This window comes from Clostridium sp. CM039, from assembly GCF_055081075.1.
In genome coordinates, this window is record NZ_CM143649.1 from 1,403,215 (window position 1) to 1,417,976 (window position 14,762).

Sequence of the window (14,762 nt, forward strand, 5' to 3'; positions counted from 1 at the left end):
TTATATTGTTTGCCTATATCTAATTACTGTTCTTAATAATGTTTTTTGCGCCTATATATGTGGCTAGAAAATATCCCCCATATATAATACATATACAAATTGCAGTAAATATTATATAGCCTATTATATTAATAGCTCCAGTTCTTAGCAGGATATCATTTGCGAGTTTTAATCCTGCTATAGAATGAATTACAGCCAAGCTCAAAGGTGTAAAAAAATAAATTGCTATTTGAATAAAAATAGCTTTATTGATTGTTCTTTCTTCTACTCCTATTTTCATTAAAATCTTATATCTTTCTATACTATCAGCACATTCAGACAATTGCTGAAGTGATAAAATAGCTACACTAGTTATTAGTAATACCAACCCCAAGTAAATTCCTATAAATGCAAAGCTAACAGAGTTACCTTGCTCTGTAGCATAAGTATCTACTTTGCTATACTGACTAAATTCTCCGGGTTTTGATGTGTTATTAAATAAAGTATTTATTTTTTTAGAAATTAGTTCTTTATCGGCACTTTTATATTGAATAGATAATTTTTGTGAAAATGGTACCACATGTAAATTATTAACAACCTTATCTCCTGCTACAATGGTTCCATAATTATATGGAACATAGGTAGTTTCAATATTTACATATATACCTTTATCATATTTAGGCTTAAGCTCATTACCGTTTAAGTTTATTTTTATAAGATTCGTATATAGAATTTTCGTACTCTCAGTACTAGAGATAATTGCATACTCATCATCACCCAGATCAATAGGCTTTTTACCTTGAAGAAGCATAAGTTTGTTGAAATCAGTAAGCTTCATAGCCTCAATACTATCAGTTAAAAGTCCTTGAATTTTCTTATTCTTATTAGTTTTTTCAATAGCATTTGGATCTAAAATACTATGATATGAAAGTTTTGTATCATAGGTTTTATATTCTACATAAGAATCAGTAAATTTGTTTATATTGATATTACTTTTTTTCAGTTCTTCTATTATAGAACCTCCTCTTTTAAAACTATATATAGTTGCATCATATGGAGTATCAAATTTAATGTTTTTTGAAAGGCTCTTATTAAGAGCAAGACCTGATGACAGTACTTCAATAGATAAAAATAACATTAAACATATTAAAGTTATGGAAATATAATTTGTCTTTATTTTACTACTTATTTGTCTTGTTATAAACATATTTAAATTTTTAAAATATATCTTTTCATTAAATTGTAGTATTCGCATTACAAAACTAGATAAAGATATAAAGAAGAATAAGGTTCCCATACCGCAAATAATAAATAAAATGTACCAATAACTAGATGAACTTATTGAAAATTGATTATTTCTTATAGCCATTATATAAGCACCTATTAAAAGAGTTACTGCTATTAAGAATAATACAAAAGAGAATTTTTTGTTTTTAATGCTTATGCTTTCGTTTTTATGTGAAGCGTATATTAAATCTATCAGCTTATATTTTGATATAGAAATAAAGTTAAAAAACATTACAAAAATGAAAATAATGCTAAAACAGCCTATCGTTTTAAAAACAGCACTTTCTGAAAAAATGAATTTATAGTTACTCATATTTATTTCAAACATTTTAGCTGTTACCAGTGATAGTACTTGTGATAAAAATAAGCCCATCAAAAGACCTACTACAAGGGATAAAATACCTATTATTAAAGTTTCTAAAAATAATATTCCAGATACCTTAGTTCTTCCCATACCTAAAGTCATATAAATTCCAAATTCTTTTTTCCTTCTCTTTATTAAAAAGTTATTAGCATAGATAATTAGAAAGCTAAGTATTATTGATACCAGTATAGATAATCCCCCCATAATCTTTGTAACACTATCTATAGCTTGTGTTTGTGATTGACTTATATCTTTCATTATCTTTTGTGCATCTATAGAGTTAAAAGAGTAAAATATACATACCGCAAAAGTCACTGTTAGAAAATATATTGCATAATCTTTGAAGCTTCTTTTAAGATTTCTTATGGATAAATTATAATACATTATTAGCGTCACCTCCAAGGAGGGTTATCACTTCAATTATTTTGTTAAAAAAGGTTTTTCTTGAGTCATTTTTTCTTTCTAACTCATTAAAAATCTTGCCATCCTTAATAAATAATATTCTTTTAGCATAACTAGCAGTAAATGCATCATGAGTTACCATTAAAATCGTAGCCTGCATTTCTTTATTTAACTTTTCAAAGGATTCTAAAAGAAGTCTTGCCGATTTTGAATCTAAGGAACCTGTTGGTTCATCTGCTAAAATTAATGAAGGGCTTGTTATAATAGCTCTAGCTGCGGCTATTCGCTGTTTTTGGCCTCCAGACATTTCGTATGGAAATTTATTTAAAACTTCTTTTATTTCAAGCTTTTCAGCTACTTTTCCTACTAAATCCTTTATTTCATTAACACTTCTGTTTTGAATTGTTAATGCTAATGCTATATTCTCATAAGCAGTAAGGGTATCTAAAAGATTAAAGTCTTGAAATATAAAACCAAGTTCCTCTCTTCTAAATCTTTCTAAAGCTTTAACTTTCATTTTTGTTATATCCTTACCATTTATCACTATACTTCCTGTTGAAACATTATCTATAGTTGATACACAGTTAAGTAATGTAGTTTTTCCACTACCGGATGGGCCCATAACTCCTACAAAGTCACCTTTTTCAACTTCAAAATTTATGTTATCAATAGCTTTCGTTATGAGTCCTTTTTTGCCATAATATTTTTCTATGTTACTAACCTTTAAAATCATTTCCATTCTTTATTCCTCCTACATTTTTTTATTAGACATTGATTCTGTAAGCTTATTGTATTATATAAACCCGTTATCTCATATTTAAATACATTACATTAATCTTTCAATATTGAAAGATTAATAAGAATAAGGTCGAGCCATATGAAGATCTAATTCCCCCCGCATATGGCTCGACCTTATTTAAAAACTTGCTGTTTTTATTGTTCCATATGAGAAAAATTACCCATAGGGAAAATTATACTAACTTTAGTTCCTAATGTCTTTTTTGATATAATTTCAATTCCTAAACCTAATTTTTTAGAAAGGTTACTGCATATATATAATCCCATTCCTGTAGATTTTCCATACATTCTTCCATTCTCACCTGTAAATCCTTTACTAAATACTTTTTTTAAATCACTTTCTGAAATTCCTATGCCATTATCTTCGATTATTAAAGTGACATTATTTTTATTCTTTTTAGCATATATACTTATTTTCGGATTTTCTTTTTTAGAATATTTTATAGAATTTATAATTATTTGATTTATAATAAATTCTACCCATTTTGTATCATTATATATTTCAAAATCTAAGCTTTTTAAATCTAATTTGATATTTTTGTAAATAAAAGTTCTTGAATTTTTCTTTACAACATTTTTAACTGATTCTTCTAGTTTAATTTTTTTGATAATATAATCCTTGTTTGCATCGGTGCTTCGTGCATAATATAAAACTTGCTCTACATACTCTTCAATATCATTTAATTCTTCTTCTATCTTTCTAGTTGTTTCATTTTTGTTATTTTCTATTATAAGTTTTCCGCATGCAATAGGTGTTTTAATTTCATGAACCCAGGACTCAATATATTTCTTGTATTCTCGCTGCTTTTCACTGAACTCTTTTATATGTTCATGCATATCTCTATTTGTAGAAATTATTATTTCATAAAGGATTTTTCCATCCATAAATTCAGGCTCAGTTATTACTTCACTTAACAAATATTTTCTGTCCAGGCTGTCTAAGTTTTTTAGTAAGTCATTATAATAATTACTTCTTTTTACATAATCCAATGTTAATAAAGACAGCATAGGAATAAACCATAAACATAATATAAATAAAATTAAGTATGTATAAATGCCAATATAATGAAGAAAAATTATTAAAGCTAAAGCTAAAACCATATTAACTAATAAAAATACTACTCTTTCTTTAAAAAAATCTAATATTTTCATTCGACTATATACCCTAACCCTCGCCTTGTTTCAATAAAGTTTAAGCTCCCTATCTCATCAAGTTTTTTTCTAAGTCTTGTTATATTTACAGATAGACTATTATCATCCGCAAAATAATCTGATGACCATAAGTATTCCATTAATTCTTCTCGTGATACTATATTACTTTTGTTTCTAATTAAAAAACTTAATATTTTTAATTCATTTTTTGTAAGTTTTATTGTTTTTTCCTCAAACATTATATTGCCCTTTGCTATATTCAATTGCAAACCTTTATGAATTAACATATCTGTATCTTTAGAATTATCATATGTTCTTTTTAATACAGAAAATATTCTTGCTAATAAAATTTGAGTATTATAAGGCTTTGTAATAAAATCATCAGCCCCTAAATTCATACTCATCAGCTCATCTAATTCACTAGCTCTACTTGTAACAACAATAATTGGTATTTGAGATTTTTTTCTGATTTCTTTGCACAAATAATATCCATCATACATTGGTAAATTTATATCTAAAAGAATTAAATCTGGATTAGCTGAATTAATATATTGTAGAATATCATCGAAAAAATTAGGAGCATCTACACTATATCCATATCTCCTTAAAAATTCAGTTAATTCCAATCGCATAGCTTCAGAATCTTCGATAATTAAAATGTTATGCATACTATTTCACCTCGATTTACTATAATATTCTCTCTAATTTTATTATATAACAAAAAGTCTTATTAAGCATATAAATTATGCATAAATGGAGTGCATATTCTCAATTAGACACCTTTTATACAGTAAATAAAGACTTATTGCTTATTAAAAAAGCAATAATGAGGGTATAGGCTAGTTATAATGGAACAACAAATGACGTGAAATTAAGTTTTCACGACATTTGTGTTTTTCAATCCATAATATATAAAATGTTTTTTACTTCTATATAACAAAATTTATTTTAATTTCTTATATAGAATTTGTAGTAAATTATAGTATAATTAGCCATATATTTATGTCGTAATCGTAAAAAAATGCGTCACAGTTGATTTAATAATAAGAAATGTTATAAGTTTTTAAAAACAATATTTAATGATATTATACCCTAAACAATAAAATTTAATTGTTAACCAGATTAGGGGGTGCATTATGCCAAAAAATGATAATATGCTAGCAATTTTATGGATGCTGAATTCAGGTACAAAAATAACTGCAAAGCAAATATCCGAAAGGTTAGAAATAAACATACGATCAGTTTATCGTTATATGGATGCACTGTGTGTTAGTGGAGTGCCAATAATATCGGAGCCTGGTCATAACGGCGGATATAGTTTGCTTAACAATTTTATCCGAGCACCCCTGGTTTTTGATCTTGAAGAGAAAAAATCACTTTTGCATGCTGCTGTTTTTGCAATGGAATCAGGATATCCTTTTATGGAATCATTAAATAGTGCAACATCAAAGTTAAAGATGTTTTCGAATCAAGAACAAGAAAAAGTTCTCAATCGTCATTTAGTTGGATTTGAAGTAGTGAGCCGTATTTGCGATCCAGCTGTCAAACCTATATTAATGGAACTCGAGCAAGCTGTTGCAAATGAATGCTCTATGGAAATTGAATACTGTACAGGTTATGAAGGGCATCCCAAGCATAGGGTTGTTGACCCCTATGGGATGCTTTACTGGAACAATAAATGGTACGCTATTGCATTTTGCCATCTTAGGAATGAAATTCGCAGCTTTAGGGTAGATAGAATAATAAATATTATAAGCACTAAAAATACGTTTAAGCGTCCTGAAGCTTTTTCGGCACGTGAGTTTTTTACAGAAAGCTTATTATCGAATATAGAAAGTAAAGTAGGACTTTGCACTTTAGTAATTGAGGGCAAGTCAGAAGCATTGAATGACCTTTGTGCACATTGGTTTTTAGGATATCATCTGATAGAACGAACTGAATGCAGAGCGAATTTTTTAATGGATGAAGACTCAATCCATACCTATGTTCCTCATATTCTACTTCCATATGGTAAACCAATAAAGGTGCTTGAACCAAATAGTTTTAAAGCTGCTATGGCATCAATTCTTAAAGATTTGCTGGACTATTATCTCCACTGACTGAATTTGTCAGTAAAGATAATATATAATTGATTAAGATGGAGCTTGAAACCATCCTGTGATAAATAGTACTAATAAAATGAAAGTGGAGGAATAGAAAATGAAAAACAAAGTATATCTTTATGTATTTGATACAATGGCAGACTGGGAAATAGGTTATTTAAGTACTGAAATCAATTCGGGAAGGTACTACAAAAAGGGATTAATGCCTCTAAAAATAGTAACTGTAGGAATTAACAAGAACCCTATTACTACAATGGGAGGTCTAGAAATATTGCCAGAAATTGAACTTAAGGAGTGTAGTATTGAAGAGACAGTTGCATTGATTCTACCTGGTGGGAATACATGGACAGAAGCAATTCATGCTCCCATTATAAGAATGGCTGAAGAATGTTTAGAGAAAGGTATTGTTGTAGGGGCAATTTGTGGTGCTACAATAGGACTTGCTATGGAAGGAGTATTAAATAAGCGAGCTCATACAAGCAATGACCTGGGATATCTTAAAATGGTCTGTCCAAGCTATGCAGGAGAAAAATATTATAAGCAAGAATACGCAGTAACTGATAGAAGTTTGATTACTGCCTCTGGAATAGCTCCTCTTGAATTTACTTTGCACATATTGAAAATTCTAGAGGTGTTTTCACCACAAACCTTAGATTCTTGGTACAATCTTTATAAAACTCAAGATGCAAAATATTTCTTTGAGTTGATGAGCTCGATTCAATAGTAGAAAATTGAGTGAATCAAAGTTATTTATATAAATATAAAAGTATAAAGCCAAATGCGGAGTTGGAGATTATTATAGACTTTCAAGTGAGTCTGTTTCAAAGTTTGTGTAAACTTCCATGATTGATATAGAATAAATATAAGTCATAGAGTTTTTTTATGGAAAGAAGTTAATACTACTCTGAAAGCTTAAGAACCAAATATATCTATGCTTCTTCAAAGGTTAAAAGAACGCTATAAGGGGTAGAGCCACATAGCCATCAAGCTAAGCCATATTGAATATTAGTAAGTCAGTATTAAATACTATATTTTACCATTAAAATTTATTTTGATAAATTTTAATGGTAAATTTTAAGTGTACAATAGTATTCAAACAATTTTAGGGTACACCAAAAAAAGCCACGTATATAGTGGGACTTTTACAATTTTATCAAGTTGTTTTATGCTGCAACTTTAGCCTGCGATGATGTTAATTTATAACAAACTCCAAGAATATCAAAAACAGTTTTCTTATCCTTTTTATGAGATTTCAGACCATTCCTAACTACATTTTCAAATATTAATTTTAAGGTATCGAGAACTTTATTAGGGAATTTGATAAGCTCAAAATATAGACTATCAATATATTCATGAACTATTTCACAAGTTTTAATTTCACTGGCTTCAAGGCCTTTATTTTCTAAAGCTAAAGTCCTCATTTTAAACATTACAGCAGAGCTTATTAGTAGCAAAATAAGTTTTCCATAAAGCTGACATTGAAACCGTTCTATTTTAACTAACTTTACAACCTGTATACTAAATATGGATTTCCACGTTTTAAATATTATTTCGATCTGCCATCTTAAACTGTAAAACTCATGAACCTGCTTTGAACTTAAAACTTCTTCCTTAATATTCGTTATATAAATAGATATACCTAATAATTCAATCGTATTATTACTTTTTTCTATACCCTTTTTTTTAGCATTCTTCACAGATTTTTCTGTTCTTTTTTTCAATTGATCATTTGTTAGTTTATATAAAATAAGCCTTGTTTTTAGCGTCTTTTCCTTGCCTACATAGACATCCTTAATTTCATAACGGTCCCCCTCGCCCATCTGTTTCATTATGTCAGAAATATAGATTCTTTTAAAAAGGCTTGATTTTTTAGGAGCGCCATTCTTATAGTACTCTATATCCTTATTTTCTATATATACTGCTATATTAGGTTTGAGTCTTGATATGTAAAACTCTTCTCTATCTTCTATGTCCAAAAAATCTTCAAAGTTGAAATACCCAAGATCTCTTAAAATAAGATCCCCAGATTTGATAGTATCTCTTATTTTGCTCCCAAAAGTATTGTCGCTTCCTGAGCCAGCTCCTACTTGTATATTAAGAAGATTTCCAGATTTCAATTCATATTCTAGTTGTATTTTTACACCTGAAGCTTGAGAGCAGCCACCAGATCCAGGATAAATATCTTTATAGCTTTCTGGTACTTGAAAAGCAGTAGAATCAAGTATTCTTATTCGTTTGAAATGTTCATCCCATACACTTGGTATGCAAGTATTATTTGTTATTGTTTGGCGCAACAGGTTTTCAAAAATTTTCTTTAAAAATTCCACACATCTTTCATTTAAACGTTGATCTAATGCTTGATTAGAAATAACTATTCCTATTTTTGCACTAAGTTTTGTACATAAGGTAACAAGTGTATTATTCGCAACCTCTGCATCCATAAAGCAGCATAAGCAAACGAATTTCCATGCTTTAATTTTACCTTTTCTTTTCACAAAGCCTGTTACTCTAGCTATTTCTTCAATCTCCTCTTTTGAAAAGCATCTTTTAATTTCAGCTGCAAAATGTTTCATATCTTTATCCAATTTTAAGTTTTTTTCTATCATTTGTAAATTACCCCCATTGATGTGTTTTGTTATCTTTTAAATGATAACATTTTTACAAATGGGGGGCTTTATTTTTATAGACTTCCCTTAGCTTGATGGCTATGGGGTACGGCAACGATTCGTGCAAAAAACAGCCATAAGACAGTTATTACCAATAATATCACGTTGTCGTTCTTATCTAATGCAGTAAATTCCTCGTTTATTCCATATCCAATGATAAATTGTATTCTATATCTGGTGGCTTACGATTTAAATCCAAATTATAACGCCCAAAACGATTAATATGCTGAGTGATACATGGACTTAAAGCGGCTATAGTATCTTCCTCAATTTTATGCCCTTCCATTATTAACTCTTGAAGAATTTGGGTTATATGAAAAACGTTATAAAATATAATGCAATTGGAAACTAAATGATTATACTTTATTATTTTTCGCTGTTCATCCCTATTATTCTCTGCAATAATTCCGCCTCCTCCAAACAACGCCCATGTTGTAAAGCAATTAAAACCTTCACTTTTGTTTGTAGCTGCCTGTATTGTGCTCCTTAATTCTTCATCTCTGATATACTTCATTAAATATCCTGTTCGAATAGCCCTGCCTAACTCTCTGAAAGCTTGATATAGCCTATTTTTTCTGCTATAAGTACTACGTAAGTTTTCTTAAAAGTGTAGATGCTGTGATTTTAATTAAACAGTATTTAACAAGGTGGGGCTTTCTGTAGACTTACAATAAACATAGTGCCTTCTCCCAATTTACTTTCTACATCTATATTTCCTTTATGCATATCTATAATTTTTTTCACTATAGAAAGACCTAACCCATTTCCTTCTTTGTTTCTATTTCTGGATTTATCAGCCTTATAAAAACGATCAAAAACATGTACCTTATCCTCACTTCCAATACCAACTCCAGTGTCAGCTATTCTAAATTCTATATTATCATCTCTATCGTGTAAATAAATTTTTATATTTCCATTTTCCGAAGTAAACTTAATGCTATTATTAATAAGGTTTATCCAAACTTGATTTAAAAGGTCTTCATCTGCAGTGATTATTACGTCCTCTGCAAATACCTCCATGTCTATATTCTTCTCAGACCACTGAGGTTCATATAAAAGTATAATACTTTTTATTTGCTTATCAAGCCTATAAGGCTTACAATTCAAACTGACATGATCTGATTCTAGTGCTGTTAAGTTTAGCAAATTATCACTTAATTTTGATAATCGCCTGCTTTCATTTTCAATTATACTTAAATAATTCAACCTATCTTCATAACTCAACTTATCATTTTTTAAAACCTGTGCAAATCCTCTTATAGAAGTAAGTGGAGATTGTATTTCATGGGATACATTAGATATAAATTCCTGCTTCATTTTTTCTATTTGATTTAAATTTGAAGTCATATCATTAATACCTACTACTAGTTCATTAGCAGATTTATTATAACTAAAATCGCCCTTTATTTTAACCTTAAAATCTCCACCTGAGATTTTCTTTAGTGTCCGAAAAATCTCATTCATATATTTTTCTTGACCCTTATCGAAATATCTGATAATAGAAAAAGTAATCCCTATCAAAATCAAGCCAACCAGAGATGAGCTAACCTGTATAATGACTTCAGAAGTGGCTATACCCAAAATTTTATAAATATATTTTGTAATGAAAAAAGCTAGAGAAAAGTGACCTATTGCCAGTACTATAAATACAATTAATTTCATTATGACTTTTAATGCTTCCCATATTTTCATGACTTTACCTCAAAACGATAGCCTAAGCCCCTAAAAGTCTTAATTTTAAAAGAGTAGCTATTTTCAGGAAACCGTTCACGAAGTCTATTAACATGTACATCCAAAGTTCGCTCATTTCCTTCAAAGTCATATCCCCATATATCTTCAATTAATTGCTCTCTAGCAATAGTTTTCCCAGGGTAACTAGCAAGCTTAAACAAAAGTTCGAACTCTTTTAATGGTAGAGTAATAGACTTTCCTTTAACAATAACTTCACTGGTTTTACTATCCATAAATAGTTCATTTATCTCCACAGTTTGAGAAGCCATAATTTTATAACGTCTTAATAACGCTTTAACTCTCATTATTAGTTCCATTGGTTCAAAAGGCTTAACCAGGTAATCATCAGTTCCTACCTGAAAGCCTTTAACCTTTTCCTTAGTTTCTCCTTTAGCCGTCAGCATCAATATTGGAAAATCATATTCTTCCCTGAGCTGCTTACATAACTCCCACCCATCCATTTTAGGCATCATAATATCTAGTATAACCATATCTACTTTTCTTTTATCAATTTCTACCAATGCCTCTAGTCCATCCCCGGCTTCATATATATCAAAGCCTTCATCTTTTAAAAGAACTTTAACTAACTCTCTAATATAAGAATCATCATCTACGATAAGTACTTTATTCATATGCTTTTGCCCTTTCATTAACCTTTAGATCATTTTTATAACATCATCATACTTCATTTGCATATTTTATTCATCTTTTTTTCACTAGCGATGCATTAATTTACTAATTATTTGTTAAGCTATGATTTCTGTGCAAATTGACTATTATAAATATCAGCGTAGGTTCCGTTCATATTTAATAACTCCTTGTGGCTTCCAGTTTCCACAATGTCACCTTTATCCATAACCAAAATTCGATCTGCATCGTAAATGGTTGATAACCGATGGGCTACCACAAAGCTTGTGCGCCCTTTTAGCAGTCGTTTCATGGCACTTTGAATGATGAGTTCCGTGCGACTGTCCACATTAGAGGTAGCTTCGTCAAGAATGAGTATTTCTGGGTTTGAAACAAAGGCTCTCGCAATTGTTATAAGCTGCCACTGCCCCTGAGAGATGTTATCAGCATCCTCGTTCAATATGGTGTTGTAGCCGTGCGGAAGCTTTTGGATAAAATCATCGGCATAGGCGGCTTTGGAGGCGGCATATATCTGCTCTTTAGTTGCGTTTTCATTACCATAGCGGATGTTATCGTAGATCGTTCCAGAGAAAAGCCATGTATCCTGCAAGACCATACCTATTCTTTGACGCACCGCTTGACGGTCTGTATTGCGGATGTCTATTCCGTTTATACGAATACTTCCGTCCTGTATCTCATAGAATCGTTCAAGCAGATTTATGAGCGTCGTCTTTCCAGCGCCGGTATGTCCGACAATGGCCACCATTTTCCCATCCTGAACATCAATGCTAAAGTCCTTCATTAACGGTTCATCCGTATAACCGAACTTCACATGGTCAAAGGCCACCTTTGCTGTTTCGTCACGATGATCTGGAAATTCCTTGTTGTATTCCACCATTTCCTCCGAGTCCAGCATTTCAAAAACCCGTTCCGCCGACGTAATCATGGCGATGAAATTGCCCCAGCTCTGCAAGATCTTCATAATCGGGTTTGAAAATTGACCTGAGTATTGAAGGAACGCTATAATATCACCGATGAGGATCGTTCTTGCCACAACATGAACAGAACCGATAACAGCAATCAGGACATAAATAATATTCTGTATAAGACCCATACTGGGCATCATAAGGCCACCAAAGAACCGTGCTTTCGATCCAGCTTTCACCATGTTTTCATTGATGGCGTCGAATTTCTTGGTTGCTTTATTCTCACCATTAAAACTCTTTACAACCGCAAATCCCTGATAGGTTTCTTCGATTTGCGTATTGAGCTCCCCTAACGATTTGTAATACACGTTGGTGTATTTTTTTGTTTTTGGCGTTGTAATGCACATGATGATTACGGTGCCGGGGATGATCAGGCAAGCAATCCCGGTTAAAAGCGGACTAATGGAGATCATCATCCAGAAGAAGCCCACGAGAAGAACGACGCTTGAAATCAAATCGGTTAAGCTCTGCTGCAGATTCGTGACGATATTGTCAATATCGTTGGTTGCTACCGACATCAGATTGCCATTGGCATTTTTATCAAAATACGAGACCGGTACCTTGTTCATTTTGGATTTGAGTTCATTTCTGAGCGTATATGTGGATTTTTGAGCCACAAGAATCATAATCCGCTGCTGCAAAAAGGTTGTGATAAATATACCCACATACATAGCGGCAACGGTAAACAGAATTACCCCAACTTGGTTAAAGTTGATCACTTTGCCGTTACGAAGCGCGTCAAAGACCAGCGTTATGGCGGCGCCCAGCCTTTTTGGGTTGTACACCTGCATCACTGTTCCTACAATTGTCGCCACCAACGCCAAAGTAATCATGAAACTGCTTTTTTTAATGTAAACCGCGAGCCGCTTAATCGTCCCCCACATATTTTTAGGCTTTTGAATAATTTTGCCTTTTACGCCCACGCGTTCGTTATCTTTCTTTTTCATACCGCCTTCTCCTCTCGATAAAACTGAGAATCTATAATTTCCTGATAAACAGGATTCGTTTCTTTGAGTGTTTCGTGATTGCCAAGACCTGCAATCTTACCGTTATCAAGAACAAGAATCACATCGGCATTCATGACAGTGCTGATGCGCTGCGCCACAATTATGGTAATAGCGTCTCTGAGTCTAGCGCCCATTGCAGACCGTACCGCCCCTTCAGTTTTGAAGTCCAGCGCTGAAAAAGAATCATCGAACACGTAGATAAAGGCGTTTTTAAGGAGTGCCCTCGCAATACAAAGTCTCTGCTTTTGTCCACCGGAAAAATTGCCTCCGCCTTTTTCAACCGCGCTGCCAAGACCCTCTGGCAATGTGCGGACAAATTCAGTGGCTTGCGCAATATCAAGCGCCGTCCATATTTCATCATCTGTGGCTTCTGATCTACCTGCTAGCATATTGGAACGGATGGTGCCAAAGAATAAGGTGGATTTTTGCGGGGTAAAGCTGACAAGATCCCGGAGTTTCCTTTGCTCCATATCGCGTATGTGTGTTCCACCGATTCGGATACAGCCTTTTTCCATGTCATACAGCCTTGATATCAGGTTGACAAGCGTGGATTTGCCATCACCGGTGCTGCCGATGATCGCTAGCGTTTGACCTACTTGAACTGTAAAACTAATATCCTCCAATGTCTTTTCCTCAGCGCCCTGGTACCTGAAATTAACATTTTCAAAGGTCAGTGACGTTTTGCGCGCACTTGCCGCTTTATCCGGTTCTTTGACGCTGAGCGGCATATCCAGCACTTCATAGATGCGCTTTGCTGAAATCTGTCCGCGCGGAATACTTAAAACGACATTGGTCAGCATGGCGAAGCCCATCAGTATTTGTATTGAATAACTTATTGCTGCCATGATCGCGCCGGTTTCAATTGTTCCATTCCCGACGCCCTTACCCCCAACCCATACGATGAGTACTGTTGCTAAGCTGACAAGCATCGTGACAAGTGGAATAGAAACGCTCATGATCGTTCCCGCTTTCACATAGTTGCGGGTATATTCCTGGTTTACGTTTTTATACTTCTCGTACTCCTGATTTTCTTTGCCAAACGCGCGGATTACCTTGACGCCCATCAGACCTTCCCTGAAAAAGAGGTTCAAATTGTCTAAAAGCTTTTGCATTTTTGCATACAATGGGCTTGCGTATCGATATATCACGAAATACGTGATACCTAAAATCGGAACTGTACACAAGAAAATGAGCGCCAAAGTAGGGCTAAGCACCCAAGTCATGATAATACCGCCAATGAGCATTGCAGGCGCGAGTATTAAAAATTTAAGTCCGCCTTCAACTAAGGTTTGCACTTGAGTTACATCATTGGTATTACGTGTTATGAGCGATGATGTGCCTATCTTATCAAATTCATTCTTTGAAAAGCTGAGTACCTTGCTATAAATATCTGCTCGCAGCTCACCGCCAAGCTTATATGATATTTGAGAGAACAGGTACGTGTTACACAGTGCACCTAAAAGACTGAATACAGAGAGGCCAATCATCAGGTATCCTTTAGACCAGATATAGGAAATATTTGATGTCCGAACTCCAACATCTACGATATCCGCCGTCAATTTTGGCAGATACAGAGTGCAGATGATTTGTATGATTAAGAAGCCAATGGCTATTAAAGACAGCATAACCGGCAATCTTTTAATAATTTTTAGCACTAATAA

The 14,762-nt window shown here is 32.7% G+C and carries 12 protein-coding genes; 2 read left to right on the forward strand and 10 right to left on the reverse strand.

The genetic code is table 11. The features are described 5' to 3' along the window. Positions 1 to 19: 19 nt before the first annotated feature. The 4 genes from ACWJJ2_RS06595 to ACWJJ2_RS06610 form a co-directional block, all read right to left on the reverse strand. Positions 20 to 2,014 (reverse strand): ABC transporter permease, encoded by a 1,995-nt coding sequence (locus tag ACWJJ2_RS06595; RefSeq protein ID WP_462954037.1) that lies wholly within the window; start codon positions 2,012 to 2,014, stop codon positions 20 to 22. Beyond that, entirely contained in the window at positions 2,004 to 2,771 is a 768-nt protein-coding gene (locus ACWJJ2_RS06600; protein WP_462954038.1) for an ABC transporter ATP-binding protein, read from the reverse strand. The genes ACWJJ2_RS06595 and ACWJJ2_RS06600 overlap by 11 nt, the downstream gene beginning before the upstream one ends. A gap of 194 nt (positions 2,772 to 2,965) precedes the next feature. Continuing rightward, positions 2,966 to 3,982, reverse strand: a complete 1,017-nt coding sequence (locus ACWJJ2_RS06605; RefSeq protein ID WP_462954039.1) for a sensor histidine kinase — start codon at positions 3,980 to 3,982, stop codon at positions 2,966 to 2,968. Further along, entirely contained in the window at positions 3,979 to 4,650 is a 672-nt protein-coding gene (locus tag ACWJJ2_RS06610) for a response regulator transcription factor (protein ID WP_462954040.1), read from the reverse strand. The genes ACWJJ2_RS06605 and ACWJJ2_RS06610 overlap by 4 nt, the downstream gene beginning before the upstream one ends. Before the next feature lie 468 nt (positions 4,651 to 5,118). On the opposite strand from ACWJJ2_RS06610, the gene ACWJJ2_RS06615 reads away from it, so the two are divergent. Together ACWJJ2_RS06615 and ACWJJ2_RS06620 are read left to right on the forward strand one after the other, a co-directional pair. Next, positions 5,119 to 6,081, forward strand: coding sequence for a helix-turn-helix transcriptional regulator (locus tag ACWJJ2_RS06615; RefSeq protein WP_462954041.1), 963 nt, complete (start codon positions 5,119 to 5,121; stop codon positions 6,079 to 6,081). 100 nt (positions 6,082 to 6,181) lie between these two features. Then, positions 6,182 to 6,808 carry a type 1 glutamine amidotransferase family protein gene (locus tag ACWJJ2_RS06620; RefSeq protein WP_164946729.1) on the forward strand — a complete coding sequence of 209 codons (627 nt, stop codon included), beginning with the start codon at positions 6,182 to 6,184 and terminating at the stop codon, positions 6,806 to 6,808. A 439-nt stretch (positions 6,809 to 7,247) separates the two neighbouring features. Here ACWJJ2_RS06620 and ACWJJ2_RS06625 read toward each other — a convergent pair whose 3' ends face one another. The 6 genes from ACWJJ2_RS06625 to ACWJJ2_RS06650 all read right to left on the reverse strand — a co-directional run bounded on the left by ACWJJ2_RS06625 (position 7,248) and on the right by ACWJJ2_RS06650 (position 14,756). Further along, the gene (locus ACWJJ2_RS06625; protein ID WP_462954042.1) at positions 7,248 to 8,690 is read right to left on the reverse strand and encodes an IS4 family transposase; all 1,443 of its coding nucleotides are present in this window, start codon (positions 8,688 to 8,690) and stop codon (positions 7,248 to 7,250) included. A 199-nt stretch (positions 8,691 to 8,889) separates the two neighbouring features. Then, positions 8,890 to 9,282 carry a Tn3 family transposase gene (locus ACWJJ2_RS06630; RefSeq protein WP_462954323.1) on the reverse strand — a complete coding sequence of 131 codons (393 nt, stop codon included), beginning with the start codon at positions 9,280 to 9,282 and terminating at the stop codon, positions 8,890 to 8,892. Positions 9,283 to 9,389: 107 nt separating this feature from the next. Next, positions 9,390 to 10,442 (reverse strand): sensor histidine kinase, encoded by a 1,053-nt coding sequence (locus ACWJJ2_RS06635; protein WP_462954043.1) that lies wholly within the window; start codon positions 10,440 to 10,442, stop codon positions 9,390 to 9,392. Beyond that, positions 10,439 to 11,113: a response regulator transcription factor gene (locus ACWJJ2_RS06640; RefSeq protein WP_462954044.1), complete on the reverse strand. Its 675-nt coding sequence runs from the start codon at positions 11,111 to 11,113 to the stop codon at positions 10,439 to 10,441. The genes ACWJJ2_RS06635 and ACWJJ2_RS06640 overlap by 4 nt, the downstream gene beginning before the upstream one ends. Before the next feature lie 119 nt (positions 11,114 to 11,232). Next, positions 11,233 to 13,041 carry an ABC transporter ATP-binding protein gene (locus tag ACWJJ2_RS06645; protein WP_462954045.1) on the reverse strand — a complete coding sequence of 603 codons (1,809 nt, stop codon included), beginning with the start codon at positions 13,039 to 13,041 and terminating at the stop codon, positions 11,233 to 11,235. Further along, positions 13,038 to 14,756, reverse strand: a complete 1,719-nt coding sequence (locus tag ACWJJ2_RS06650) for an ABC transporter ATP-binding protein (protein ID WP_462954046.1) — start codon at positions 14,754 to 14,756, stop codon at positions 13,038 to 13,040. Before ACWJJ2_RS06650 ends, ACWJJ2_RS06645 begins: the two co-directional genes overlap by 4 nt. Positions 14,757 to 14,762 lie beyond the last annotated feature (6 nt).

Bases quoted from the DNA above. Each gene is read 5' to 3' on its own strand.
- ACWJJ2_RS06620 (WP_164946729.1), top strand. From the start codon at position 6,182: ATGAAAAACAAAGTATATCTTTATGTATTTGATACAATGGCAGACTGG.
- ACWJJ2_RS06615 (WP_462954041.1), top strand. From the start codon at position 5,119: ATGCCAAAAAATGATAATATGCTAGCAATTTTATGGATGCTGAATTCA.
- ACWJJ2_RS06595 (WP_462954037.1), bottom strand. From the start codon at position 2,014: ATGTATTATAATTTATCCATAAGAAATCTTAAAAGAAGCTTCAAAGAT.
- ACWJJ2_RS06625 (WP_462954042.1), bottom strand. From the start codon at position 8,690: ATGATAGAAAAAAACTTAAAATTGGATAAAGATATGAAACATTTTGCA.
- ACWJJ2_RS06600 (WP_462954038.1), bottom strand. From the start codon at position 2,771: ATGGAAATGATTTTAAAGGTTAGTAACATAGAAAAATATTATGGCAAA.
- ACWJJ2_RS06605 (WP_462954039.1), bottom strand. From the start codon at position 3,982: ATGAAAATATTAGATTTTTTTAAAGAAAGAGTAGTATTTTTATTAGTT.
- ACWJJ2_RS06635 (WP_462954043.1), bottom strand. From the start codon at position 10,442: ATGAAAATATGGGAAGCATTAAAAGTCATAATGAAATTAATTGTATTT.
- ACWJJ2_RS06610 (WP_462954040.1), bottom strand. From the start codon at position 4,650: ATGCATAACATTTTAATTATCGAAGATTCTGAAGCTATGCGATTGGAA.
- ACWJJ2_RS06640 (WP_462954044.1), bottom strand. From the start codon at position 11,113: ATGAATAAAGTACTTATCGTAGATGATGATTCTTATATTAGAGAGTTA.
- ACWJJ2_RS06645 (WP_462954045.1), bottom strand. From the start codon at position 13,041: ATGAAAAAGAAAGATAACGAACGCGTGGGCGTAAAAGGCAAAATTATT.